Origin of the sequence: Odoribacter splanchnicus DSM 20712 (genome assembly GCF_000190535.1) — a bacterium.
GTDB classification, from domain to species: domain Bacteria; phylum Bacteroidota; class Bacteroidia; order Bacteroidales; family Marinifilaceae; genus Odoribacter; species Odoribacter splanchnicus.
The window spans coordinates 4,272,627-4,299,537 of the sequence record NC_015160.1 but is presented as its reverse complement, the minus strand read 5'-3'; the positions used below and the strand labels follow the sequence as shown (position 1 = coordinate 4,299,537).

Annotated in this window: 16 protein-coding genes and 1 pseudogene; 8 read left to right on the top strand and 9 right to left on the bottom strand. The window is 42.3% G+C overall.

Features of this window, described 5'->3' with window-relative positions:
* The first annotated feature begins 38 nt into the window (after positions 1 to 38).
* The 6 genes from ODOSP_RS18215 to ODOSP_RS18190 all read left to right on the top strand — a co-directional run bounded on the left by ODOSP_RS18215 (position 39) and on the right by ODOSP_RS18190 (position 9,571).
* The gene (locus tag ODOSP_RS18215; RefSeq protein WP_013613736.1) at positions 39 to 1,181 is read left to right on the top strand and encodes a FecR family protein; all 1,143 of its coding nucleotides are present in this window, start codon (positions 39 to 41) and stop codon (positions 1,179 to 1,181) included.
* Positions 1,182 to 1,338: 157 nt separating this feature from the next.
* Entirely contained in the window at positions 1,339 to 4,605 is a 3,267-nt protein-coding gene (locus ODOSP_RS18210) for a SusC/RagA family TonB-linked outer membrane protein (RefSeq protein ID WP_157741870.1), read from the top strand.
* A 28-nt stretch (positions 4,606 to 4,633) separates the two neighbouring features.
* The gene (locus ODOSP_RS18205) at positions 4,634 to 6,058 is read left to right on the top strand and encodes a RagB/SusD family nutrient uptake outer membrane protein (protein ID WP_013613734.1); all 1,425 of its coding nucleotides are present in this window, start codon (positions 4,634 to 4,636) and stop codon (positions 6,056 to 6,058) included.
* Between the two features lie 29 nt (positions 6,059 to 6,087).
* Complete coding sequence (locus ODOSP_RS18200; RefSeq protein ID WP_013613733.1) at positions 6,088 to 6,831, top strand: DUF4843 domain-containing protein; 744 nt, start codon at positions 6,088 to 6,090, stop codon at positions 6,829 to 6,831.
* A 32-nt stretch (positions 6,832 to 6,863) separates the two neighbouring features.
* Entirely contained in the window at positions 6,864 to 8,432 is a 1,569-nt protein-coding gene (locus ODOSP_RS18195) for a PKD-like family lipoprotein (RefSeq protein ID WP_013613732.1), read from the top strand.
* Positions 8,433 to 8,458: 26 nt separating this feature from the next.
* Positions 8,459 to 9,571, top strand: a complete 1,113-nt coding sequence (locus ODOSP_RS18190) for a TlpA disulfide reductase family protein (protein WP_013613731.1) — start codon at positions 8,459 to 8,461, stop codon at positions 9,569 to 9,571.
* A gap of 1 nt (position 9,572) precedes the next feature.
* Here ODOSP_RS18190 and ODOSP_RS20605 read toward each other — a convergent pair.
* Positions 9,573 to 10,154, bottom strand: a pseudogene (locus ODOSP_RS20605) (transposase); the annotation flags it as partial.
* 70 nt (positions 10,155 to 10,224) lie between these two features.
* Positions 10,225 to 10,578: a hypothetical protein gene (locus ODOSP_RS18180; protein WP_456093822.1), complete on the bottom strand. Its 354-nt coding sequence runs from the start codon at positions 10,576 to 10,578 to the stop codon at positions 10,225 to 10,227.
* A 340-nt stretch (positions 10,579 to 10,918) separates the two neighbouring features.
* On the opposite strand from ODOSP_RS18180, the gene ODOSP_RS18175 reads away from it, so the two are divergent.
* Positions 10,919 to 12,277: a transposase gene (locus tag ODOSP_RS18175; protein WP_013613729.1), complete on the top strand. Its 1,359-nt coding sequence runs from the start codon at positions 10,919 to 10,921 to the stop codon at positions 12,275 to 12,277.
* A gap of 219 nt (positions 12,278 to 12,496) precedes the next feature.
* Here the strand turns inward: ODOSP_RS18175 and ODOSP_RS18170 are convergent, their stop codons facing one another.
* The 3 genes from ODOSP_RS18170 to ODOSP_RS18160 all read right to left on the bottom strand — a co-directional run bounded on the left by ODOSP_RS18170 (position 12,497) and on the right by ODOSP_RS18160 (position 18,843).
* Positions 12,497 to 13,996, bottom strand: coding sequence for a RagB/SusD family nutrient uptake outer membrane protein (locus ODOSP_RS18170; RefSeq protein ID WP_013613728.1), 1,500 nt, complete (start codon positions 13,994 to 13,996; stop codon positions 12,497 to 12,499).
* 9 nt (positions 13,997 to 14,005) lie between these two features.
* A complete protein-coding gene (locus tag ODOSP_RS18165) occupies positions 14,006 to 17,587 on the bottom strand; it encodes a SusC/RagA family TonB-linked outer membrane protein (RefSeq protein WP_013613727.1) in 3,582 nt (1,193 codons plus the stop codon).
* 80 nt (positions 17,588 to 17,667) lie between these two features.
* Complete coding sequence (locus ODOSP_RS18160) at positions 17,668 to 18,843, bottom strand: FecR family protein (protein ID WP_013613726.1); 1,176 nt, start codon at positions 18,841 to 18,843, stop codon at positions 17,668 to 17,670.
* 127 nt (positions 18,844 to 18,970) lie between these two features.
* Here ODOSP_RS18160 and ODOSP_RS18155 point away from each other — a divergent pair, with 127 nt between their 5' ends.
* The gene (locus ODOSP_RS18155; protein WP_013613725.1) at positions 18,971 to 19,519 is read left to right on the top strand and encodes an RNA polymerase sigma factor; all 549 of its coding nucleotides are present in this window, start codon (positions 18,971 to 18,973) and stop codon (positions 19,517 to 19,519) included.
* Between the two features lie 106 nt (positions 19,520 to 19,625).
* Here the strand turns inward: ODOSP_RS18155 and ODOSP_RS18150 are convergent, their stop codons facing one another.
* From ODOSP_RS18150 to ODOSP_RS18135, 4 genes are all read right to left on the bottom strand, one after another.
* Positions 19,626 to 21,194 (bottom strand): PKD-like family lipoprotein, encoded by a 1,569-nt coding sequence (locus ODOSP_RS18150; RefSeq protein WP_013613724.1) that lies wholly within the window; start codon positions 21,192 to 21,194, stop codon positions 19,626 to 19,628.
* Positions 21,195 to 21,288: 94 nt separating this feature from the next.
* Positions 21,289 to 21,900 (bottom strand): DUF4843 domain-containing protein, encoded by a 612-nt coding sequence (locus tag ODOSP_RS18145; RefSeq protein ID WP_013613723.1) that lies wholly within the window; start codon positions 21,898 to 21,900, stop codon positions 21,289 to 21,291.
* Positions 21,901 to 21,917: 17 nt separating this feature from the next.
* The gene (locus ODOSP_RS18140) at positions 21,918 to 23,372 is read right to left on the bottom strand and encodes a RagB/SusD family nutrient uptake outer membrane protein (RefSeq protein WP_013613722.1); all 1,455 of its coding nucleotides are present in this window, start codon (positions 23,370 to 23,372) and stop codon (positions 21,918 to 21,920) included.
* A gap of 17 nt (positions 23,373 to 23,389) precedes the next feature.
* On the bottom strand, positions 23,390 to 26,797 hold the full coding sequence (locus ODOSP_RS18135; protein WP_013613721.1) for a SusC/RagA family TonB-linked outer membrane protein: 3,408 nt from the start codon (positions 26,795 to 26,797) through the stop codon (positions 23,390 to 23,392).
* Positions 26,798 to 26,911 lie beyond the last annotated feature (114 nt).

Genomic DNA, 26,911 nt, shown 5'->3' with positions numbered 1-26,911 from the left:
GCTTTTGTGTCTTTATAAAAAAAATAACCACAAAAACCATGGACAAGAAGTTTATAAATTGGAGGGTAATTATGCAAAGTCTTTTAGGTAAGTCTACCGGTGTCGATGATGAGCAAGTTGAGGAGTGGTTGCATGAAGATGCCCGGAATCAAGAATATTATGAGAAAGCCAAATATTATTTCGATAATTATTATTCTGGTGAAAAAGAAATACACCAAATTAATATGAAGAAAGCTTGGGATGATTTTTTAGTTTATACAAAAAAATCACGGAATAACATATGGAAAAGATATTTGCAGTATGTAGCCGGTGTTGTAATGTTATTGGGTGTTGGAGTGGCTTTATTATTGTTGGTAGGTAAATCAGAGAAGCCTTCAACAGTTGTTCAAAATCAAATGATAACACCCGGAACAGTAAAGGCTTTGTTGATTTTTCATTCGGGTAGTCAGGTCTCATTAACAGATTCTACTGTTTTTGAACAAGTCGTAGAGCAGCATTCGATGGCAGAAAAAATGGATGAAGAAACCCAAATGGAATATAATACGATTATTGTTCCGCGAGGAGGAGAGTATAGTTTGGCTTTAGCAGATGGTACAAGAATAAAAATAAATTCAGATTCTAAATTGACATTCCCTCATAGATTTATGGGAGAGGAGCGTCGTGTCCGTTTGGAAGGCGAGGCTTTGTTTGATGTGGTAAAAGATAAGGAGCATCCTTTCATTGTGGAAACAGCAAAAGGAAATGTACAAGTGTTAGGAACACTATTTGATATTAATGTTTATCCGGAGGAGGATGTTGTACAGACAACATTGGTCGAGGGTCGGGTTGTCTTTAAGGGGAAGGGGATGTCGCAACATGTGGAATTGTCACCAGGAGAGCAAGTGACATACAATATGAAAAGCGGAGAGTCGCATGTAGAGAAAGTAAATACTAAAGTTTATGTAGGTTGGGCTGAAGGGAAGTGGTTTATAGAAGGGGAACGGCTGGAAGATATAACGAAACAGTTGTCGCGTTGGTATGATGTGGAGTTTTTTTATAAAAATCCTGAAGCAAAGGAACTTGTTTTTACCGGCGATCTGGAAAAGTATGATGATTGTGAAGTGGCCTTGGATATAATATCAATGACCACTAATGTGATGTTCACAATTAGAGATAGAGCCATAATCGTACAAATGAAATAGTATGATTATTTTTACTATAATGACCCTAATAATATGAATCTAAACATCAAAACTAAGCAGGCGTATGAAAAAAAATCGAAACAAAAATTGTTTGGGTGTAATTAAATACTCTAAAAGGAGTATGTTAGTGATGAGATGGATGTGTGTATTCAGTTGTATGTTGTTGTTTCAGATTTCTGCTGTCGCTTATTCTCAAAAGAAAGTGACATTGGATGTAAATGGAATGGAAATGGTGGATGTTATCCAAGAGTTAAGAAAACAGACTGGTTACAAATTCTTTTTCAATCACAATGAGTTGAAAAAAACTGGTAGGGCTTCCGGTAAATTCTTAGAGAAGGATTTGAGTGTTGTATTGGATGAGATATTGGGGAAAACAAATCTGACCTACCGTCAGGAAAGAGGTATCATTATTATTGTTCCCCAAGAAAAATCTGTAGAAGAAAAGAAGGCAAGAGTGGAGATTATAGGTAAGGTTACAGATGAGAAAGGGGAGCCGTTGTCAGGGGTGACAGTTGTCATTAAAGGATTGGGTTTTGGAACTTTAACGGATGCTAACGGAAACTATAAATTAGTAGTTCCCAATGCTCCTGAAAAATTTTCTTTAACGTTTTCTTTTGTTGGTATGAAGACGGTGGAGAAAGCTTATGCGGGGAAAAATGTCATCAATATTGTGTTGCAAGAAGAAACGATAGCATTGGATGATGTTGTCGTGACCGGTATCTACACCCGTAATAAAGAGAGTTTTACTGGTTCTTCGCAGACTTATACGGCAGAAGATTTAAAAATGATTGGTAATCAGAATATTTTGCAGAGCTTGAAAACGCTGGACCCTGCTTTTCATGTTTTGGAAAGTAAAGAATATGGTTCGGACCCCAACCGTTTGCCGGATATTGAGATTCGGGGGAAAAGTAGTATTGTGGGATTAAAGGAGGAATATGGTCAGGACCCCAATCAGCCTCTATTCATTCTGGATGGATTTGAGACGACATTGCAGGTTATTATGGACTTGAATATAGATAGAGTTGCATCCGTAACAATTTTGAAGGATGCGGCTTCAACGGCAATATATGGTTCAAAGGCAGCCAATGGAGTTGTAGTTGTCGAAACAAAATCTCCTGCTCGTGGTCAATTGCGTTTGAGTTATAATGGCAATGTGGACATCTCATTTGCCGATTTGACTGATTATAATCTGATGAATGCCGAAGAAAAACTTGAATTCGAGCGATTGTCCGGAACCTTTACAAGTGTATCTGCTATTGAACAGGAACAGTTGACAGGACGTTACAACCGTTTGTTGCGTGATGTAAAGAGAGGGGTGGATTCTTATTGGTTGTCCGAGCCTTTGCGTTTGGGCTTGACTCATAGGCATAACATTTATATGGAAGGAGGCGATAATCAGATGCGTTATGGATTGGGCGCTAACTATTCCGGTGTTCAAGGTGTGATGAAAAGCTCTATACGTGATATTATGGGACTGTCTCTGGATTTAATCTACCGTAAAAAGGGATTCAACTTTATGAATAAAGTGTCGGTGGATTGGAATAGGAGTGATAATCCTATCGTTTCTTTTTCGGAATATGCCAAAGCGAATCCTTATTATGAGAAGAAATCAGGAAGTACAGACCGTTGGCTAGAAGATTGGCAGGCAGAAAATATAGCAGGCGTTGTTTATCGACAGGTTCAGGTGGCAAATCCAAGTTATAATGATGCTCAAAACAGTTATAATAAGGGAAACTCTTTCAGTGTAAGAAATAATCTTAGTATAGAGGCGCGTCCGATTGATGCATTGAATATTCGGGGAAGAGTGGGAATAACCAAAAGTATTACCGAAACGGAAACATTTACATCACCGAATAATACACAATTCGCCAAAGTTGAGCCTTTACGCAAGGGAAGTTATTTTAGTTCAACAAGTAATTCATTGACATGGAGTGCAGATTTCACCGTGACTTATGGTCAATTATTGGGAGGTAAGCACATGATAAATGTTGCTGTCGGTGCCAATATCCGTGAAAATGATATGAAAACGAAAAGTTTTTCTGCTCAAGGATTCCCTGAAGGCAATTTTACAAGACCCAGTTTTGCCAATAGCTATCCGGAAGGAGGGAAGCCAGGCTATGCGGAGAATAAAAATCGCAATGCCAATTTCTACTTGAATGGAGGTTATGTTTATGATGGACGCTATTTGCTGGATGTCAACCTTCGTTCGGACGGGACTTCTGTATTCGGAGCAAACAAACGTTTTTCTACAACGTGGTCTGTTGGTTTGGCTTGGAATGTTCATAGAGAAAAGTTTATGAAAGATAAGGCATCGTTTATAAATGTTTTGAAGTTAAGAGGATCTGTCGGTAATCCCGGAAACCAGAATTTCAGTTCTTATTCGGCAATTACAACCTATTATTTCAACAACTGGATGTTGAATAATTTTGGTACAGGAGTTCTTGTTTCGAAATTTGGTGATCCGAACTTGGCTTGGCAGAGAACTTTAGACAAAAATATAGGTATTAACTTAAGTATGTTTTCCAATCGTTTTCATGTAACAGTTGATTTCTATCATAAGCGCACTGATCCGTTGATTGCAGATATCGGGATTCCCGTTTCTATGGGAGTAGAAAAACGTAGGACTAATATAGGAGTGCAAGTTGACAAAGGAGTCAATGGAACTATCCGCTATGCAATCTTATACAAGCCACAAGAGAGTATCAATTATACCATGAGTGTGAATTTCAGATATGGGACAGCATTTTATAAGAATATAGGGCGTAGCCTCAATGCGTATAATCAAGAAAATATTTCCAAAAATCTCACAAGATATTACGATGGCGGGAGCCCGACTGCGCTGTGGGCTGTAAGGTCCAGGGGTATAGATCCGGCAACAGGTCAGGAAATATTTGTAAAAAAGGACGGAACTTTGACCTATACCTTTGATTATAAAGACGAGGTTGAAGTGGGTGACTCTCGCCCTACTTTGGAGGGTGTATGGGGCAACACGTTCTATTATAAAGGATGGTCTGCGAGCCTGCAATTGCGTTATAGCTTCGGCGCTGATGTATTCAATTCTACTCTGTTTAACAAGGTTGAGAACATATCTTCAAGAAGTATTACAACAAACCAAGACCGGCGGGCATTGTATAATCGTTGGAAAAAACCGGGCGATAAGGCTAAATTCAAGAGTATTTCTTTGACAGAGTCAACTCCGATGTCTTCGCGTTTTGTCATGAAGGAAAATTATCTTTCAATTGAATCAGTTCGTCTGGGATATCAATTCGATAGCAAGTGGTTGAAGAAGGCACTTAGAATTTCTTCTCTGAATATCAATATGTATATGAATTCTATTGCTCGTTTTTCAACGTTAGAAGATGAGAGGGGATTGTATTATCCGTTTGCAAGAAGCATCTCATTCTCTTTGGGTGCGATACTATAAGGATTGACAATTAATAAAAGATAGAAGTATGAAGAATTTATTTTTATTGTTCACGATATTACTGGGATTGAATAGCTGTAATTCCTGGTTGGATGTCCAGCCTTACGACAGAGTCGCTGAAGATGTGGTGTTCGAATCTGTCAAAGGTTTTGAAAATGCATTGAACGGTATTTACATAGAGCTAAATACTAATTCTCTTTATGGCCAGTATTTGTCTTGTGAAATGATTGAGATAATGGCTCAGCGCTATAGTGTGAATAAGTCAAATGCGTTTAATTATGATTTGATGCTCCACAAATATACCGAGCAAGGTTGTAAGGCTCGTTTTGCAAGTATATGGAAGGATGCATATAGTTTGATTGCTAATATTAATCTTCTCTTGAAAAATTGTGAATCCCACAGAAATGTATTGACAGATGAGTATTACAATTTATTGAAGGGTGAGTGTTATGCTTTGAGAGCTTTTTTGCATTTCGATATTTTCCGGTTGTTCGGTCCTGTATATGATTTGGATGTCATGACGGTAAATTTGCCCTATTATAAGGAATTTTCTTTGGACAAACGTCCGTCTTGCAAACCGGACGAATTCATGAATTGCGTTATCGAGGATTTGCATCGAGCCGACTCTTTACTGCAGGACGATCCGGTGCTGCAAGAAGGAACGGATATGGTTCATGACAATGCATTTGTATCTTACAGAAAATATAGACTGAACAAATATGGAGTCCAATTGTTGTTGGCTCGTGCTGAGCTGTACCGTGGCAATAAAGAGGCTGCATTGGTGGCTGCTCGTAAAGTTATAGATGCTCAAGAACAGTGGTTCCCCTGGGTAACCCGCGAAGCGGTATCATCTGGGCGTTCAGACCCTGACAGAGTCTTTTATCCGGAGATTCTTTGGGGGTTGCAGAATTTCAAACTGTCTAATTTACATATCTCATTATTTGGTGGAGAGAATCTGTCGCCGTTGGTGATGTTGGCTCCGTTGGGAGGTCAGATTGACAAAATATTTGAAAACAATAGAGATGACTATAGATATGAGGCTTACTTTAGAAACAGGCAAATTATAAATGGAGCAAGCTATAATATGTTTGAAAAGTTCAAAGCAACACAGGATACTATTGCTGGGACAATTATCCCTTTGTTGCGAATGTCCGAAGCGTTTTATATTGCAGCCGAATGTGAGCCGAATGCGAGCGATGGACTGGTGTGGTTAAATCAAGTGTTGACACATCGGGGTGTTCGGAATGTGACAAACGAAAGATACCTAGCCTCCACCCTTGAGAAGGAATATATTCGAGAGTTTTGGGGAGAAGGACAATTATTCTTTTATTACAAGCGCTTGAAATATCCGTCAATTCACAGAGCGGATGACGCCACTTACAATGTAATGAAGCAAATGACACTGTCGGATTATCAACTTCTGATTCCGGAAGAAGAATCTAAATACAATTGAATTGTTGATTTATGAAAAAAAGATGGTTTATGAAACATTTGATTTTAATTATAGGTATTATAAGCTCCATATTGCAGGCATGTCAGCTTACAGAGGTTGATGGGTATGTAGGTGGAAGTTCTATTTATTTTTCAATTCAACGCGATACCATGACCTATTCATGGGGAACTGTGGATAGTGATATTCAGGAGCGGGTATTAGAATTGCCGATTTATCTTTTTGGTGAGGTGAAAGATTACGACCGTAAAATACAGGTTCGCACTGAATTATGCAAGACCGATTCTGTACGGGCAGTTGAAGGTGTGGACTTTCGGGCTATAACCAAGGAAGTGATTTTACCGGCTAATTGCGAGAAAACCTCCTTGCAAATTACGATGTTGAGGACTGAGGCTTTGAGAAAATATAACAGAATACTGACCGTAGTAATAGAGGAAAGCGAAGAGTTTGATTCTGAGTTTAATTGGCGTAAGGATAGTGATGGAAATCCTTATTTCATCGGTCATAGTATGACAATTATATCGAACGAAGATTTTCCAAAGCCTTGGTGGTGGAGAGATGAAAATGATTTCTTCGGAGTATGGAGTTTTAAGAAAGCCGATTTGATTTGCACTTTGTGTGATGTTTCCCGTAAGGAATTTATAAGCAGCAATGTTATTCCTGATTTTAAATTGAAATACTATGCGAAGAAGGTACAGCGTTGGCTCGACGAGCAAGAGGAACCGTATCTTGATGAAAATCTGGAACCGATGACAATGGGACCGGAGGCACAGTGATTATTTGGTAGAATATAAAATTGGAACATGTTATGAAAAAATGGTATTTATTTTTCTTGACGATAGTATTGATTGCCTGCTATGATGATGAAGGGAGTTACTCTTATAAAGAGTTGAATGATGTTACGATAGGGGGAATCATTGATAATGACTGGTATAACAAGTTTACTTATGTCGATACATTGAGAATAAATCCTAAGTTGACCTTAGCTTTGGGGGGCACGGAAGATCATTTGAAATTTGAGTGGCGTTTGATGCCGATTAAAGCTTCTTACAACAATGATTCTATTCCGAGCGAGGAGCAGTTGAAGAAGTATATCATCGGCAATGAGAAGAACCTGGCGTATCCTTTGAGAGAACAGGCTGGCGATTATCTGGGCTTTTTCTGGGTGACTGACACGCTGACCAATGTATCGTACAAAAAAGATTTTTTTGTACGTCTGCGTACAGCGGTGACTGATGGCTGGATGTTGCTTTGTGAGGAAAACAGTAAGGCCAGCTTGGATATGGTATCTCATATCTCAGCTACCGAAAATATAGTGTCTCGTGGTATTTGGTCGGAGTGTGACTTTGAATTCGGCAAACCTTATAAGTTGATATATAATTATAACAGAGCTAAGAGCAGCCGTTTGTTATGGTGCGAAGCCGGAACGTTCGATTTGGACAAGGAAAAGCTCCAACCGAGTGAAGAATCTGATTTAATTTATCAGTTCGGAGACAATCCGGAGAAGGTTAAGATTGCTGGTGGCGGATTGTCTAGGTGTACCGACCCTGCTCGTGAGATGCTTATTACAGCGGATGGCGATCTTTATTTTAGAGATGCCAGATATATTTCTCTTGGAAGTATTTTTGATTTTCCGAGAAACAAACTGAAGAAAACGTCAGAATATTTTAAAGTGTCTCCTTTTGTTGGTTATAAGGGCTTCTGGGAATGGCCGACAACAACTGCTGCCATTCTGTATGATGAAACGAACCGTCGTTTTGTAATGCTGGAAAGTAAGGAAGAGTATTTGACCGAACTGTTTTTTATTGGAGGGGATATGGATTATAAAGCCGAGACAGGCAGAGATATGGTGCACATGGAAGGGAATAACGAAGGATATGTTTTTGCCGTGCTAAAGGAACCGGGGCGGGATGAATACTATGTATATGGGATGGTATTGAATGGTGACTGTAAAGTTGAACGCAGCCATTACATGCGTCTGAATCTGGCAAATTCCGACAAGATAACCAAATTTGCGTTCCATCCGTTTTACAGGTTGTTGTTCTATGCGACAGAGCAGGGGGATATCTATCAGTTTAACATGAACACTCCCGACGAAAAGGCGAAAAAGATACTTTCTTTTCCCAATGAGCATATTTCAGTATTGAAATTCAATTTGCTCGTGCCTTACATCCAATATGCGGATTGGGAGCGGGAAAGGGAAAAATGGTTAATTATAGCCGGTTATGACAAGACAAAGGAAGAAACTGTTTCGGGAGCACTGAGAATGTACGAATTCCAGGAAGTTACATCTGCTCCGAAGTTGAAAATGGAATTTACGGATTTAGGAAAAATAGTGGATGCTGCATATCGGTTTAGAAATGACGAATCCAAGTAGTAATATAAAATTTAAATTGTAGAATTATGAAAAAATTATTGTTATTATTATCGTTGTCATTGGGATGCTTTGTATTGAGTAGCTGTTCATCAGAAGTCAAGAAGTATGTCATAAAAGGGCATGTTGATAAATATGAGTCGGATTTGCTTATGACAATGGTTAATGAAACGGGGAAAGTGGACACCATACACGAAGTGCGTTCTGTGAACGGCGATTTTGAAATGGAGGGTGTTATTAACGGACCGAAATTGGCTTTTCTTACAATCAAAGGTGTCAATGGGAGAATCCCGTTGTTGCTTGAAGATACTCTTTTTACGCTTAATATAAGAGCGAAAGATTTGGCGGATGTCCGGAATTACGATATTCAGGGCGGACGTCTGCAAGCTGGGAAAAATGCGTTGGATGATGTTGAAATAGAGGTTTTCAGTGATAGGGATTCTATTCTTGCCTGTTATTTTGAGGCAGAAAAAAATCATGACATTGCCGGTAAAATGCACGAAAGAGCGATGTTGGATCGTATGACTATTGCCTATGATAAGGAGGAGAACAAGTTTATTGAAGCGAATAAGGATAATATTTTAGGTTTGGCTATCGTATATTATCGTTATAATTACTTGAACTTCGACCGTTTGAAAGTGAAATTTGAGCTGCTGAGTGATGCAATGAAAAACACACCGGAAGGTCGTCTGATACAAGCCCGATATGATAAATTGGGGGTAGTAAAGGTTGGAAGACAGGCTCCTGATTTCACTTTGCCGACACTGGATGGTTCAACCGTCACTCTATATGATGTGAAAGCTCCGGTAAAGATTCTTGATTTTTGGGCGTCTTGGTGTGCTCCTTGTAGAAAAGAGAATCCGAATATGGTGAAAACATACGAGAAGTTTAAAGACAAAGGATTGGTTATTATCGGAATTTCAATGGATGCTCGTGAGGGGGATTGGAAAAAAGCAGTTGAAACTGATGGGCTGACATGGATTCAGGCATGCGATTATAAGAACACGGCAGGTGAAGTTGCCAGGGCTTATAATATCACGGCAATCCCTCGTGTTTTGGTGTTGGATAAAAACAATCGTGTCATCGCCGACGGTTTGACCGGGGAGATGTTGGATGAATTTTTGGCAAAACGGTTGAATTGAAATTTTTGAGATAATGAAGATCGTGAATACTGGCCGCTGTCATATCGTAAGAATGTATAACACCATGTATTCCGCAGACAGCATGGAGCTTATATCCATAGTAGTGTATACCTTGGGATGCGCAATAGCCCCAGTCGGGCGCAGCCTCACGATTATCCCGTCCCATGGTGCAGCGCTTGGTTCTTGCGTTTTGACAAACTTTGACCGGTTTGGAGTCGATGCAAAAGACATCCTCGGATCCGTCAATGGCAACTGCCACATTTTTGCGGATTTCTTCTGCAAGCCGGGCCGGCAACTTGTGCCGGGCATTGAACTGCCTTCGGCTGATCAAGTTTGGCAAATCTGCCTTGCATTCATTATGCAGGCGATGAAACAAAAGATTTTCGCTATCGAAGCCGAACGCTTCGGCCGTAATGCCAAGAGCTATAACCTCAAGGTCGGAAAATTTGGGAACAACACCACATCGAGGTATATTTCCGAGTTCATTAACACGATTTCCGGCGAAATCCTTGCAGATACCGAGAATTCTAACGAAATTCGCTATGAAGTTGCGCATAAGCGATGAATTAGTAGTTAGGGATATTCAGTAAATGTCTTAAAAAAGTAAGATGGCATATGCAGATGATTTACTACTATCCTCTCATATGCCATTTTTATTGTATTTTTTTTCTCTCTGACCTAATGAGCAGACTGAGGAAGCATATAAAGAAGTGAGCTGCGATGCGCTTTGGAGAGCGCACGTATACGGGGCGCATGTTGAGGTCGGATTTCTCAACCCGGAAGCAGTCTTCAATTTCCCAACGGTATGAGTTGACGCGGATTATCTGGCAGGGGTCGTCGCCGAGGCCTGTTGCAAGGGCGTTGAAGCCATCGTAGCGTGCTTCTTCGGCGATTTGTTCATAATCGAGGATTGCTGATGTGATGGTTTCGATAGGGTTGCCTTTGGTATCGAAGTAGGTTGGCTTCATAAAGCGCCGGCAGTCGTTGGGCGATTTGGGCCGGTTAATTTCGCCTCGATTTAGTTTTGTGATGGCGCGCTCGATCTGTCTCCCGCGGATATCTGCATAATTTTTCCACTTTGTACAGGTAATTCCGCAATTGCATTAGAGATCAAGCGATATGTTTCTTCCTGTATCAGTTGTTCTTGAAAAGAAAGTTGCTTATCAGGCAGTTCGATCTGGGAAAAATCGATCGTTTTCTTTTTAGGGACATTCAGTAAATACTATAAAATTAGCCAACTAATTCATACATAAAATATTGCGAATTAGTTGGCTTTTTTGTATCTTTAGGTATTCCCCCGCAAATAAGGTTTGGCAGCCAAAACGGGGGAAATACCCTGACTAAGATATGGCTAAGATACAAAATATTTCAGAAATTCACCCTACTTTGGGGTTTACAGAATTTGATATTCTGGAAAGATACCGCAAAAGTTTTCATGAGAGTGAGCTTGGCAGGCTTCATTCGGTATTTCCATTTGAGCATATAGCAAAGACTGTGGGCTTGTCGGACCAGCATCTGGGGCGCAGGAATATATTCAGTCCCTGCGCAAAGATTGCCCTTATGGTCCTGAAGGCATACACCGGATTCTCTGACAGGCAGCTGGTGGAACATCTGAACGGGAACATACACTACCAGATGTTCTGCGGGATTATGATAAATCCGTCCTTCCCCATAACCAACTACAAGATAGTCAGTGCTATCCGCAATGAGATAGCGTCCCGTCTTGATATTGATTCCCTCCAGGAAGTGCTGGCTTCACACTGGAAACCCTATCTTGACAGCCTTCACGTCTGTATGGCCGATGCCACATGCTATGAAAGCCATATGCGTTATCCTACTGACATGAAACTCCTTTGGGAAAGCCTTGAATGGCTCTATAGATATATCTGCAGGCATTGTGTGGAACCTGGCATAAGACGTCCCCGCAACAAATACAGGAATGTAGCGGAGTCCTATCTGTCCTACTGCAAGAAAAGAAAAAGGAAGGCTTCGAGGACAAAAATGCTCAAGCGTCGTATGATCAGGCTTCTTGAAAAGCTCCTCATACAGAGGGATGAGATTCATCGAGAGTACGGAACCTTACTCCGCTATACCCAGGATTACCAGAAACGTCTTTCCATCATCAGAAAGGTTCTTGTACAGGAAAAGGAAATGTTTGTAGGGAAGAAGGTCAGGGACCGCATCGTCAGCATTGACCGTCATTATGTACGTCCCATTGTAAGAGGCAAGGAAACAAAGTCCGTCGAGTTCGGTGCGAAGGTCAACAACATACAGATAGACGGCATATCGTTCATCGAACATCTTTCGTTCAAGGCTTTCAACGAAGGTATACGCCTGAAGGACTGCATCCGCATGCAGCAGAAGCTCATGAATGTGAGGGTAAGATGCGTGGCTGCCGATTCCATATATGCCAATAATGCCAACCGAAAGTTCTGTACAAAATATGGAATATCAACATCCTTTGTACGCAAGGGAAGGGCGGCCAGGGATGAATCCTTGAGAAAGGTTCTCAGAAGTGAACTCTCCAAAGAAAGGGCCACCAGGCTTGAAGGCAGCTTCGGCACTCAAAAGCAACATTACTCACTCTCAAGGATAAAGGCACGGAACAGGAAGACGGAAATCCTTTGGATTTTCTTTGGAATACATACGGCAAATGCCATACTGATGATAGATAAGGTCAGGAACAGAGCGCTGAAAGCAGCATGATATGATTTTAACGAAAAATCAGAAGAGGTCGTCAGACTTCTTCCGGAACGTCATGTCCTGCCTATAAGAGTATATGGGAAAATACAGAAAAATGACAATAAAAATGACATATGAAGTGATTATACTGGGGCATCTTCATATGCCATTGTATTTTATAGGGACATTTACTGAATATTCCTAAGTAATAAGAATTTATTACAAGCTTAAATATCAAAATCCTCAATAAGTATTCTGTTGAATTTGACCCCGGCTCAGATAAATCTCATTACTGTTTATAGGTTCGGCAAACCGACGATCTTTTAATTCCAACCGATACTCTATCGGCTGGGATTCTTTATTTACAATCAAACCGTCATGTGAATAGAATATACGTTTCAGGTTCACATCATCCAAAGTCGTTTCGTTGTAATTCAACCGCCGGATATCGAACCACCTCAGTCCCCAGGTCAGCTCCCGTACTCTCTCTTCCAGAATTTTCGCAATAGCTTCTTCCTTTGTCGCTGCCGACAACTTAACCTCCGGTCCGGGTGCAATCCTTTTAGCCCGCAATATATTCACCGTTTCCATGGCTTGCTGAAACTTTCCCTGACGAGCCAGGCATTCCGCTTTCGTAAGTATCATTTCCTGTACCGTAGTTCCATAAGGTATACTGGTTCTGAAATAAACATATCCGGGATAAGTATATTTGATATTATGCCTCCATGAAAAATTCTCACACATCAAATATTTATACCGCAAATCATTTTCCTTATCATACAATTTCAACATTTCCCGGCTAGGGCAGAAATAGGCACAGGAAGCAGAAAGGAAATACTGATAATAAAACTCCGCCCACTCTAATTTTACAGAAGGATCGTAAATGGCTTCCCACCACAGATAAGGTACTTGTAGTGGTCCCTGACTGGAGTTCTGTTCATTACCATAATACATTTCCGTACTATAATCCACCAGACGGGCATCTGCCTGAAGAGCCAAATCTGCATATTTCAATGCCTGATCGTAATCATGGCAGAAAAGATAAAAGCGGGCCAGAAAACTATGAACGGCAGGAATACTTACCCGCCACCTCCGATTAACATTATCGACCGTAATTTTGAGTGCTTCTTTCAAATCTTCCTCGACAAAACGATAAGATTCCTCCAGATTCATCCGGACCAACGACTGCTCGAAACTGGTGGATGTCTTATGAGGTATTCCCGGTTCTTTCATATTTTCCGGGCTATAGGGAAGACAATAAGTATTCAGCAATTCCCAATTCTGAAAAGCACGGATAAAATGAGCTTCGGCCTTCAAATCAGCCTTCAAGGCCTCATCTCCTGTCACCCGACTCAAATTTTCCAATACCGTATTTGCCGTAAAAATATTTTTATAAGCACTACTCCAGGTTCCGGAACCCGATAAATCGGCCACCTCCTGATTCATCCACAGATAATAAGCGATACCATGTTGATAAAACGGAGCTCCGTTATTGGTTTTATCGTACAAATCCGTTGAAATTTCCGTAATATCCGGACTTAACACCAGGCTGGTATTGCCGGTTGTCGTATTGATTGCAGCCAACAAAGCATCCAGATGTTCCACTTTCGACAGTTCGATATTTGTCTTTTTCGAAGGAGCTATATCCAAAAAGCTGTCACAAGCAGCTCCGACTAACATCCATACCAGAAGGCATAAAATCACTCTCATTTTTCCTCCTGCAATTTTTATATATCTTTCCATATCCTTTTTTTAAAAATTAAATTTTACCCCAACAATAAAAGAACGTTCCGGTTTGACCGTACCCTCCGGGAATTCCGGGTCATTTTTATATTTATTCGCTGTAATCAAACCCAGATTATTGATCTGTCCATAAACGGCAGCGGTCCGGAAACCTATTTTCTGTAACCATACCTCCGGGATATGCCAGGTCAGATTCAATTCCTGGAAACGAATATGATTGGCATTATGGTACAGATAGTCCATCGCATCCGTATAATAACTATCGTAATACATTTGATTGGAGTCTTCGGTATCCGTCAGCAAGGGAGGCATAGCCTTATCCCCGTCCAATAATTTACTTACATCTTTATGTACCCAGATTTTCGAAGTTCCGGTCTTTCCCATTGTCGGATAATTGAAAGAAGAACGTTTGAATTTATGACCGAATTTTCCGGTAACAATCAAAGAAAGATCGAAATTATAAACCTTAAAACCGGTAGTCAGCCCCATAATATGGGGAGCCACCTTTACGCCCTGTGGCCTGAGCCAGCCGGTTGCATCCGAAGTATTGTCGTAAACGGTGTTCATCGGCCTCAAGCCGTCAGGACTACTCCCTTCCTCCACACAAGGGATACCGTCCTTATTTACCCCGGCATAATGCCAGGCATATATCGTACTGGCATTTTCTCCCTCTTTAAAGTCACCTCTCAAATAAGTCTTTGCACTATTATCGGTAACAAATAATCTTTCTATCCGGTTCAAATTATAAGCATAGTTGACATTACCATACCATTGGATATCTTTTCCTATAATATCGAGCTGGCTTCCTACTTCCAGTTCGATCCCACTGTTCAGCATTTCCGCATTATTCAACTTTTGACTGGTTGTCCCGTTGGCCGAAGAAATAGAAATCGTCGCGATCAGATCTTTACTGTACTTCCGGTAATAATCCAGTTTTCCGGCCAGTTTACCTCCCCAGAAAGAATAATCGATTCCGATATCTACACTCCCGACCTTTTCCCAGCGAAGTTCGGGATTTCCAAAACTCGCAATACTACCGGTAATCTCATGTTTATAAACATTCTCAACCGAACCGATACTCACCAAAGGTTTAAACGAGGTAGAAGTGTCTACATTTCCATTGTACCCATAGGTCAAACGCAGACGCAGCCAATCGATAAACAAATAATCGCTCATAAAACTTTCCTGTCCCAGATTCCACATTCCTCCCACAGACCAAAAAGGAGCATAACGATATTTAGGATCGTCCGTAATAAAATTCGACGCATCTGTCCGGACACTCCCACTGATCGTGTATTTATTATCGAAAGTATAAGCGGCATTGCCATATAGAGAAAAGAAACGATCGGTGTTAAATGTAAAGGTACTTGCATAATCATCGACTGTAATCGTATTCCCGAAGAGGTCTTTTATCGCCAGCTTACCGGTTCCGTTAGGGAAAAGTTTGGAAGTCAGCGTCTCGTCATTGTAGCCGTATACCCGGGGAGAGGTATAGGAAGTTGTCCGGCGATGCCGCAATTCGGTTCCTAACACAACATTAAAATCATGTCTCCTGAAAGTCCGGTTAAAATTTACCTGATTCCTAAAAGTATACCCTTGCATTTCCGAAGTGTATTGGTCCAGAAACTGCCCTGTCGGATAGGCCGATTTCCCGACGACTCCTGTTGCATCGTTATATTCGGTATAATAATTCACCGGATTTTTGACTACCCAGGAATCCTCTTTGTAAAGATCCCGCCTTTTGGAATTAAAAATCTCATATTGTAACGAAGAGGAGAAATTCAAGCCTTCCCATAATTTCAGGGTCAGTGCAGCCTGGAAACGGGCCTTGATGTCCTTAGTCGAACGGTCACGGCTTCTGATTTCCTGTAAAGGATTATAAAACCAGTCGGAATAAGGAAAGCCATTACCGACCAACCGCTCCATGGCCGGCAGGTAATAGTCGCGGACAATATGTGTATAAGAACCGTCCCGGTTTGTCAGGTGTTCATAAGGAGAAAGATCGCTTATCGCGATATCGTTTTCATCGGATGCATGGAGGACGGCTCCGTTATTCTGCTTTTTCACATATTGGAACATTCCGGAAATATCTAATTTCAGCCACTTGCAAATATCGCTGTTCATCCGCATATTGAGCATATATTTTTCATCCTGTGTACCAATATAATGGGTTTTGTCTTTTTCATACAATAACGACGTCATGACACCGACTCTTTCTCCTCCTCCGGATACGGATAAATTGTATTGCTGCAAAAAAGGATTTCTCAACAAATGTTTATAAACGTCATCCTTATAATCCGTCTCCTGCAATTCCTGTAAACGGAGCCTTTTCGTGTCTTCGGAAATATTTCCCAGCCGGGCTTCATTCAAAGCGATTTGTGCTAAGGTATAGCATTTTCCGGCCACATCATCTTCTGAGAAAATCCCTTCATTCAAAGCAACCCCATATTTTCCGAAAATCATTTCTTCGTAGCGGATCTGATCTGCAGAAGCGGCAGTAGGATTGGCATAATCCAAATCTATTTTCTGCCGGAAGCGCAAAAAAGTATTAAAGGCGACATTCAGTTTATCTCCTTTGGCCGCTTTGCGGGTAGTGACCACAATCACGCCGTTACCGGATCTGGCTCCCCAAATTGAAGCAGCTGCAGCATCTTTTAGTATAGAAACGCTTTCCACGTCATTCGGATTAATCGTTTCGAATCCTCCTTCCACAGGGAAACCGTCCACGACAATCAGCGGTTGAGCGTTGGCATTCAAGCTCGAGCGTCCCCGGATTTCCAGACTGGCTTTTCCATCTTCTGTCAGAGTAGCCTGAACGCCTGCTGTAGTTCCGATCAGCCGGGATGATAAATCGGAAGCCGGTTTTTCCAACTGCCGCTTGTCGACGATATCGAACGCTCCCGTCGCACGTTCCCGGGAAATCGTCTGATAGCCGGTGATCAGTACGTCATCCAAAGAAGTTATTTCCGGTTTCATCGATATCTCATAATGTTCACGCCCGTCTAAAGGAAGCTCCACTGTCTCCATCCCGATGAAAGAAATCACCAATACCACCTTCCCCTTCAAGCCGGCAGGTACTTTAAATTCAAAATGTCCTCCGATATCGGTAGTTACCCCCAAGGTATTTTCTGCCTTCAAATAAACAGAAGCCCCCGGCAAAGGCAAGCCCTTTTCATCCTTTACCGTACCTTGCACTTTCATCTGTTCACTCTGCAAATTTTTTACCGCCGAAGCATCCTTAGCAATAACGATTGCATTTTCACTGACCGTGTACTTCAATCCATTCAGCGACAACACCCGATCCAAAGCCTGCTCTATAGTGACTTGTTCCATATTCAGAGAAACATCGGCAATCTTACGGATATCGTTTACCGTATAAACGATATAATATCCGGAATTCTGCAATATTTGATTCAAGGCTTCCTCCAGTGTCACCCGATTCAAAGAAAAAGAATACTTTTCCTGTCCAAAAGATTCGGTAGCCATCACTAAATTAGCGCACAACAAAAAGATAACCGTCATTTTCATGATTAACGTCATTTTCCTCAATTTTCCTCCTCCGGAAGAAAAATAAATCTGCTTTTTTTTCATAATTTTGTAATTAGAGTTAATAAATACCCGCTAAAGGGTTGCTTATTAGTATCCAACAAGGAGTGTTGCCTCACTCCTTGTTATTTATTTTCCCCTGTCCGATAAAGAGTCACCTCGTTGCCTTCTATCGAATAAGTCACATTTTCAGTTAATTTCAAGAGATTCAATATTGTCCCGATATCTTCATAACGACGGGTTTTGATATAAAATTTCAGATCGCCGAATTTCTCCCTGTCATAATGAAAGGTAACCCCATACCACCGACTCAAGCGGGGAATGATTTCCTCCAGTCCACAATCATTGAACAAGAATAAACCGTCTTTCCAGACGACGAAGTCTTCGGCATCGACCTCTTTTATTACAGTCTTCCGGTTTTCTGCATCATATTTCAACTGTTGTCCGGGCAATAACACACGCTCAGCATGTCCCGGAGCCGAAACAGCCACTTTTCCCGTCAATAAAGTAATCGTCGATGCATTTTCTCCCCGGTATGCAGAAAAATTGAAAGCCGTTCCCAATACCCGGGTCTGTACGTCTCCGGATTTTACGATAAAAGGTCTCTCCGGATCAGGAGTCACTTCAAAGTAAGCTTCCCCGTCCAATTCTACGCACCGTTCTTTTTCTGCAAACTGTACCGGATAATTCAGGCTAGAAGCGGAATTCAACCATACCTTCGTACCATCGCCCAAAACCAAGCGATATTCTCCCCGTAACGGAACCATCAAGGTATTCCTCTCCGGCCAGCCGGTTTTATTCTCCCGACCGTCATATACGATCGTTCCCTTCCGGTGGTCCCAGGAAATTCCAGGTAGCTGTAACGTATCACAATCCTTTTGTAAATCCACCCGACAACCATTACCCAATACTAAAACAGCACAGTTTCCTCCCGGCTTTATTCCAGGTTGCCCGGCCGACTCCGGAACAGTTATCCCTTCCTGTTCCCACCACCAAAAAGCCGACATAATTCCGATCATGACCATCGCAGCAACACCTGCCGTCAGTATACGGCGCTTCCAGCAACGCCACTTCAACCTGACCGTCAATTTCTTAAAAGAGCGGTCGGTATCGATCTGTTTCTCCAATTCCATCAAACGTATCACTCCCCTTCCCGAAATAATCCGATCGTAACTCTCTCTATTCATCCGGGAAGCTCGTATCCACTCCTCCAATTCCTGTTGTTCGGTCCCGGTCAGCTTCCCTCCCGATCCTTTTCTGGCAATCAATCCGGCAATATGATTCAATCTACTCGTATCCATATTTTCATCTTTTATCAGAAAGACACCATTTTTTAAGAAAAAGATTACACCTGTACATTTTTTTTTTCATTTATTTTTCTGTTTCCTCTCCAAAAGATTAATTTAGGCGCAGAATTACCTGAGGGGTATGGGGAATGACTTTTTATTTACACGGATAAAACAAGGAGATGAAAAAGCTCTGGAAAAATTCACAAAAGAAAATTATCTCTTTTTTTGTGCTTTAGCCAACCGTTATGTCAACGATGTACAAGAGGCGGAAGATATTGTGCAGGAAGTATTGATCCGCCTGTGGGAAAACAGAAGGCACTATCAGGACATCACCTGTTTACGAAGTTTCGTATATACTATGATCCGGAATCAGTCTTTAAATCTGATCCGGAATCGCAAACGTTCAAGTCAACACTTTCATCTCCTGCCCGAAGAAGAGGAAAACAATTTTTTCAACATTCTCGTCGAGGAAGAAAGCAACCGTCTGCTTTTCAATGCGATAAATACTTTAGCTCCACAAAGTGCGGCCATCATACAACTCAGTCTTCAAGGCTTGAAAAATGAAGAAATCGCCCGGGAATTATCCATCTCCGAGAATACGGTGAAAGTTCTGAAATACCGTTCTCTGAAAAAACTCAGGCAGCTCTTGCATCATCGTATTTTCAACATACTCGCTTTTTATATCTGATTTACACAAAACGACACCGTTTCCTCCCTTTATCAGCCTCCCCAAACGATATACAGACGGTTCACAGATGCCAGGACATCTGTGAACCGTCTTATGCAGATCCGGACTATAACTGACCGGAAGTTTTATAAATCAAGGATACCGGATTTCCCAAATCGACCTCAGCAGGAGTCTGCCAATACAAGCGCTTCTCTTCCGGTCTGTTCTTTATGAGCTTCACATTCAGAATAACAAACTGCCCGTTCGCCAAAGCACATCCCAGCTGAGGATGTCCCTGAACCGATGCAGTCATATGTTTTACCGGAGCATCGAAATGCCAATAAAACGACACACCGTCTCCCGGAGAAGCATAATTGTAATAGTACATGTCGTTTCCTTTCATCAATAACAGGTACTTATCCGTCGACAAAACATAGGGTAAACAATCCTCATACACGAATCCGGACGGTAATTCCTGAACAGCAAGGCTACCCTCCTCATAGTACAATTCTGCTGTCGAACGTTTTAAAGTAAAGGTCTGTTGTAAGTATTTTCCTCCGGGAGTTTTAAGTATCATATAATAATATCCACCACTCCAATCCCCCCATCCTCTGAAATAGATCAACTCATGATCCCCCAAATCGTTCAGAGGAACAAAACCGTCAGGCCATCCCTTGTCGGCTTCCGGAAAAACAGCTGCATATCCGGCGTAGTTCACCCCCCAAAAATCACGGAAATCAAAAACAGCTGCCAGACGGTTACGGGGATTTGCAGCCGTTCCACGGTCGTGTACCACGGTATACCCTACCGCCTGCCAATCACAATCCAACAAATGTCCACGCACCTCTTCTTCACCGACCAGAACAGGCTCGGTAATAAAATAACCCGAATTAAACAAGGCATCGGAATACTTCAACCGGGTATACAACCGTCCATCTTTATTTTCAATGACATCCAGCCAATGCATCCAGGTTGCATTCACCGGTTCGAACTGTTCCGGGAATACTCCGTCCATAAAAGTCTCCGACAGATAAATATCGCGCAATAAAGTATTCCCGTCGATATCGATACAGCCCGGAGCTCCCTGTTGTAAAATCAGCAACGATCCCGGAGCAGTCCGGGAAAAATGCTCGGTTATCCGGACCGGACCACTACCCAATACTTCCCCGTTCGTTTCTTCGTAGACATCCGGGAAAGTCTGATTATCAAAAACACAATATATCCCTAAATCATCCATCTCGTAAGCAGTAATCATTTCCCGGACAAACCCCAGAGAAGACTGACCGTTCTTCTCAGACAAAATCATCCAGCCTTTACTTTTATAGGGAGAATCTATCCGGAGCGATTTCTGATTGCTGTATACCAATCCGTTTGCCCGGTCGGTTACCCTCAGGATCACCTGTCCCGTAGCTACAGTATCTACAATCCATTCCAGGTTAAGTTCGTCTCCGATCGTTTTACCGGCAAATGTCCACTCATATGCCAAATCGAGTTCGTCCCCGTTCCCGCTTGCAAAATGCAGAACCGGTTTATACCGGACCGTATCTCCCAGAGCTGCCCAGGGATAGGAATCCTGCCCGAAAGGTTCCACCTCGATCGTATTTACAAAACGATAATCGTTATTGCCTTTGTCGTCGTAACACCCTACAGACAGAAAAGCCAGCAGCCAATACAATAAATATATTTTATTTTTCATAGGTATCGGAATTATAAATTAATAACAAGGGATTTTATCAACCATCGGAGTCACATTATCGTCCCACATAATATTATGTTCTATGCAATACCGTTTAAATTGTAAGGTATACGCTCTGGCAACAGAAAGTTCGACCCCCTTCCAGGGTATTCACCCCTGTGCACAAGATAAACTCCTCCATTTTTTTGGATGAATACTCTCCCAATATCAAGGACTCCAATTCTCCCTTCCACCATTCCGGCTTGCTCTTCACAGCGGTAAAGGTCAGTTTGGCTCTTTGTTGCCCATCCAGACCGGGCCGGAAATGCTCGTTTGCAACGATCCGCAAACCAACTGATAAAGTCTGTTCTGTCAACAAGGGATTCGAATTCATTACAGTCACTACCAGCGTATCCGTCACCCGGTCTTTCCGGAAAACCAGGTGTTCGGGAAGTTGGTAGTCAGTCGTTCCTGCAGTCGTCAGACTATCCACTACTTCCAGGCGGTAAGTCAAATCCTCTTCCAGTATATTTCCGGTCAGCTTCAAAACAAAAGCAACTTCATGAGTCGATGCTCCGGGATAATTGGCAAAAGAAATAAATGCAGTATCGGCTCCTTTTTCATTGACGAAAGACAAATACCGCGGCCCTTCGTAAAATCCGGTTGTATGATGGGTACAGGCTCCGATCACGAAGCACAGCAAACCGATAAATATGTATCTGTTCATAATTTTCACGATTAACATTAATTGATCACTTCATTATCCGGCAGAGGAAATACAAAACCATCGTCAGGCATAGATTCCAGGGGTTTTATGTTCAAACGTTTAAAATAATAATACAACTGCCCTTCCTGCATAAATTCACGCCGGGCCTCATCGATCAGTATCTTTTTAAAATCGTCGAGGCTGGAAACCGTCAGCCGTCCTTTAGTACAATCCCGGGCAACACGTACCTGATCCAGTTGTTCGATAGCGGCCTGAGTCTCTCCTTTCCGGTAAAGATATTCGGCTTGAATAAAATACATCTCGCTCACCCGGATCAGCGGAATCAAATCCTCGGTTTGCGTATATTCCAAGGTATTATTGGTCGGTAAAATATATTTATTACAGATCCGGTCGGCTCCCGAAGTCTCTGTCAAATACTCTTTCCTCACATCTGCCTCATCGTCGAAAATACCGGGATATCCGGCCAGTACAAGTCGGTCGGAACTCGTCGTATAATAAGGCTCATAATTATCCAGGTTCAATTCGTTCGACAGGGCAAAAATCACTTCTTTATACCGTTTCCGATCATTGTTCTGTACCTCCTCCTTCTTTGACAACTGGAAACAAACTGCAGCATATTCTTCTGCATAGGCATCCAGTACTTCTTGTGCACAATGAGCGGCTTTTTCATATTCGCCCATATAATTATAAACCCTGGCCAGCTGGGCTATAACAGCGTAATAATTCATACGGAATCCCCGGTAAAGGAAAAACAAATCGGTTACCGAACTGCTCACCCAGTTATTCTTAATCCGTTTTTCAGCCACCAACATCGATTTGTCGGGTAGTGTATCGAACGGAGCTACTAAGTTTTTGGCCTGGAGCAAATCCCGTTCGACCAGCGACAAAATCTCCTGTACACTTTTATCCGGTTCGTAGGTAGAAGGATAATTCTCGAAATAAGGCATGTAATTTCTCGAAGGATTGGTCACCGGTGCCGGAGCCCAAAGCCGCAGTAAATCAAAATGCAGGAAAGCCCGTAAAGCCAGCGCCTCCCCCTGGATCATATGCTGTTCTGCCTCACCTCCTCTGAATTTAGAGGGATCCTCCCCGGTAATCCGCCCGACAATATTGTTACAGTTTGCAATCGAATTATAGGTATTCGACCAGATAACCTGAATCACCGACTTCACTGTTTCATCACGGTAAGCATAATTCTTTCCCGCGATTCCATATGCCGAATAATTCGACAATTTTTGAGTATTGTACAACTGTCCCAAAACATCAATAAATCCCCAGCTCATCTGCTGCCCGTACATCGAAGTCTGAGACATCTGGCGGTATACGCCGTTCAACGCATTCCGGTATCCCTCTCCGGTGGAAAACAAATCTTTTTCATCCACAGAATCCTCCGGAATCACATCCAGCCAATTACTGCAACCTCCCAATGGCAACAGTAAACAACAGGCTATTATCCAATGATATATTTTCATAATTCAAAATTTAAAAATTAGAAAGCAGCTTTCAGCGAAAAATTAAAACTCCGGGCATAAGGATAATTCAATCCTCTTTCCACCTTCACCGACGACCAACGGCAAACATCGTTCGCACCGATCTCAAAACGCAGCATACTCAAGCCGATCGTCTTCATCCACTTCTGCCCGGCGTCGAAATCATAGCCCAGAGAAATAGAGTTCAGGGTCAATACATTGTTATCCTCGACAAAACGGGAAGTCGGACGGGTACGCATAATACTGCCGCCCACTCCGCTGGTCAGCTTACGGTAACGAGCCTTATCCCCCGGTTCTTGCCAACGTTCGGAGAACACCCGTTTATCGACATTAGAGGTGTATACATTCACATCTTCTACTTTGTCACGTAAAGTGCTGTTGTATATCTGGCCGCCGGCTTCATACATAAAAGTCATATACAAACTCAGATTTTTATAAGTGGCATTCAACCCGAAAGTACCTTGTATTTTGGGTTCCGTATCCCCCAAGACCACCTGATCGTTCGTATTCCAGGTATTGGTAATGCTTCCGTCCGGGCGGATAAAAATCTCCTCTCCGGTAGCAGGATCGATTCCAAGTGAGGGAACTCCCCAAATCGACGTCTGGGATCCTCCTTCGACATATTGAGTAAACGGCTGGGTATTCGAACCGTCGAACCGGTTACTGTTGGCAAAATGGTCTTTTACCCGGTCATTGTAAGCCTTCAGACTCTCCGATATTTTCAGGATTCTATTTTCATTGTGGGCCAGGTTAGCGAAAACAGCTACAAACAGATCTTTTCGACGGACTACTTCGCTCCGGAATTCCAGTTCATATCCTTTATTTTCCACCTCTCCGATATTATCCATATAAGTGGTAAAACCTGTCGAACTCGGAATCGTCACCGAATTGACGAGATCCACCGTTTTTTTCTGATAATAAGAAGCTTTGATATAAAGCAGGCGTTTCCATAAACTCAGTTCAACACCGGCATCCCAGGTATTCGTCGTTTCCCAGGTTAGGTTTGTATTCCCCAAAGCATAGAGGGTACCGCCGAAACCGGTTTTATACCAACCGTCCGTAAACATTTTATAAGTCGTTCGGGCTACATAAGGCGGAAAATTCACTTTCCCGGTTTGTCCGTATGAAGCCCGTATTTTCAACTGGTCAATAACCGTTTGTCCTTTCATAAAACCGTAGTTATGAATATTGACACCGGTCCCCGCAGACCAGAAGGGAGCAAACCGTTTATCCGCCCCGAATTCCGAAGAACCGTCCATACGTACCGAAGCATCCAGCAAATACACATCGTTATAACTGTAATTCAGGGTTCCCAGGAAACCGATCAGCCGGGTAGAATTATCGGAACTTACCGGTTTGGAAACAATTTCTTCGGCATAATTCGGAGAACTCAAAGCCCCGGAAGGGAATCCCCGGTAAGAAGCCGAAATATTATCGGTTTTGGCAGAGCGGGCATTCACCCCCAACAACAAATTGATATGGTGTTTTTCGACAGAACGGTTATAAGACAGGGTTGAACTCAGATCCCAGTAGAACTCATTTCCCCGGCTGGTATTCAATTCGCCGGAAGAAGGATTTTCTGCAGTCTGGGGAGTTGTATTTTTCGAAGACAACGGATCCAGAAAACGTTTCGTATCGGTAATCTTACGCGTCAGGCTGAATTGAGTTTTCCATAACAAACCGGTAGTTATATTCCAGTTGATACCCAGATTATCGACAAACTCTTCATATTTGGATTTATCGAAATTGGATAAAGTCGCCTCATAAAGAGGATTAGGGCGTTTTTCATTCTTTCCGTCCCAATTGGGCAGATTTTCCAGATAGTTCCCCTCGTCGTCCTTATAAGGATCGTAAGGCTGACAACCGGTATAGTCGGAAAAAGCCCCGTAAGGAGACTCCTGCGAACGGGTATTGGTATAAGTGACCATATTTTTGAGCTGGAATGAACCGATCCGGTAATCCAGATATACGCCGGCTCCCACCCGGTTCCGGAAAGACTCTTTCATCACCCCGTCTTCATTATTGTAGCTCAATTGTATGCCGAAACGGAAATTATCCGATCCGCCGTCGATGCTCAGGCTGTGTTTGTGATTGAAAGAGGTCTGTAACGGTTTCGATAACCAGTAAGTATCCACCCCTCTGGTAATGGAAGCCAGTTTAGCATAATATTGTTGTTCGGCTCCCAAAGGATTATCTTTAGCCAGATCTTCGAATACTCCGGCCGCCACTTCCGTTTCGAGTTTCTCGCGTGCATTCATCAGGTTATAATCCGACAGATCGGGTACCGTAACATCCCCTGTAAAATTATAGGACACATTCAGCTTACCCATCTGAGGAGCCACCGTCGTAATCACCACCACACCGTTGGCAGCCCTGGAACCATACAAAGCCGTAGCCGCAGCATCTTTCAATATGGTAATACTTTCAATACGGTTAGGATCCATATCGTATAACTGTTCCACACTGATCTGAAAACCATCCATGATGAAGGTCGGTAAGTTGGGATTATCCTTCAGAGCCGATTTCGTCAAAGGATCACGGTCCAATTCCTTTACACCGCTGATACCCGACCTTCCCCGCACATACATTTCGGGCAGTGCATTCGGATCGGACCCCCAATCGTTATTGGTTTGAATACGGAATGAAGGATCGAAAGCCTGTAATGCCTTGATGACATTCGATTTCGAAACGGACATCAATTCATCTTTGGTCACTGTAACCGAATTTCCGGTAAAACTTGTTTTACGGACATTCCCGTACCCGGTCACCACGACTTCTTTCATCTCTTTGATATCCGGTTCAAGCGAAACCAATATTTCCGTTTGCCCTTTTTTCAGGTTTACAAGCCTCGTTTCCATCCCTACAAACGATACCAGTAAAGTAACCGTATCCCTTTCCAGGACTTCCATCGTAAATTTCCCGTGTGAATCAGTGACTACTCCGTAGGATGTCCCCTTCAATAAAACCGTAGCTCCCGGTAAAGCCAGGTTATTTTCATCGGTCACCTTTCCTCTGACCACCTGTACATTCACCCGGGAGTCCTGCCGTTGTTTTTCCGGCCGGATAATAATGACCTCATTCTCCACTTCATAGGTGAGATCCGTATTTTGCAGTAATTGTCCCAGAAAATCTTCGACTTCCGCATCTTTCACATCTATATCTCTTTTGCCATATCTGTTTACTTCCTCTACCCGGTATAAAAAACGGTAACCGGACTTTTCCCGGACCTCTTTTAAAACCTCGTCAATTGTAACCCCCTGCCTTTTTGCAGTAATACGCGTCTGAGAATAAGCTTTTGCCTGGATGGAAAACACCAACACCAGTACCAGTAAAATCCCCGCCTTTTCCAGAGAGAAATTTAACTGCAGCAAAATACTTTTCAGTAAAAAATTTCGCTTTTTTTTCATAATTTTACATGCTTAGTAGTTAATGATAGTAACGACACCCCGTTAATTGCTGAGTTCTTACGGAAGATTATCCCCAATAATCTTCCGTTTTTCGATATATAGAACACATCAATC

Bases quoted from the DNA above. Each gene is read 5' to 3' on its own strand.
- ODOSP_RS18215 (WP_013613736.1), top strand. From the start codon at position 39: ATGGACAAGAAGTTTATAAATTGGAGGGTAATTATGCAAAGTCTTTTA.
- ODOSP_RS18210 (WP_157741870.1), top strand. From the start codon at position 1,339: ATGTTGTTGTTTCAGATTTCTGCTGTCGCTTATTCTCAAAAGAAAGTG.
- ODOSP_RS18205 (WP_013613734.1), top strand. From the start codon at position 4,634: ATGAAGAATTTATTTTTATTGTTCACGATATTACTGGGATTGAATAGC.
- ODOSP_RS18200 (WP_013613733.1), top strand. From the start codon at position 6,088: ATGAAACATTTGATTTTAATTATAGGTATTATAAGCTCCATATTGCAG.
- ODOSP_RS18195 (WP_013613732.1), top strand. From the start codon at position 6,864: ATGAAAAAATGGTATTTATTTTTCTTGACGATAGTATTGATTGCCTGC.
- ODOSP_RS18190 (WP_013613731.1), top strand. From the start codon at position 8,459: ATGAAAAAATTATTGTTATTATTATCGTTGTCATTGGGATGCTTTGTA.
- ODOSP_RS18175 (WP_013613729.1), top strand. From the start codon at position 10,919: ATGGCTAAGATACAAAATATTTCAGAAATTCACCCTACTTTGGGGTTT.
- ODOSP_RS18170 (WP_013613728.1), bottom strand. From the start codon at position 13,996: ATGGAAAGATATATAAAAATTGCAGGAGGAAAAATGAGAGTGATTTTA.
- ODOSP_RS18165 (WP_013613727.1), bottom strand. From the start codon at position 17,587: ATGAAAAAAAAGCAGATTTATTTTTCTTCCGGAGGAGGAAAATTGAGG.
- ODOSP_RS18160 (WP_013613726.1), bottom strand. From the start codon at position 18,843: ATGGATACGAGTAGATTGAATCATATTGCCGGATTGATTGCCAGAAAA.
- ODOSP_RS18155 (WP_013613725.1), top strand. From the start codon at position 18,971: ATGGGGAATGACTTTTTATTTACACGGATAAAACAAGGAGATGAAAAA.
- ODOSP_RS18150 (WP_013613724.1), bottom strand. From the start codon at position 21,194: ATGAAAAATAAAATATATTTATTGTATTGGCTGCTGGCTTTTCTGTCT.
- ODOSP_RS18145 (WP_013613723.1), bottom strand. From the start codon at position 21,900: ATGAACAGATACATATTTATCGGTTTGCTGTGCTTCGTGATCGGAGCC.
- ODOSP_RS18140 (WP_013613722.1), bottom strand. From the start codon at position 23,372: ATGAAAATATATCATTGGATAATAGCCTGTTGTTTACTGTTGCCATTG.
- ODOSP_RS18135 (WP_013613721.1), bottom strand. From the start codon at position 26,797: ATGAAAAAAAAGCGAAATTTTTTACTGAAAAGTATTTTGCTGCAGTTA.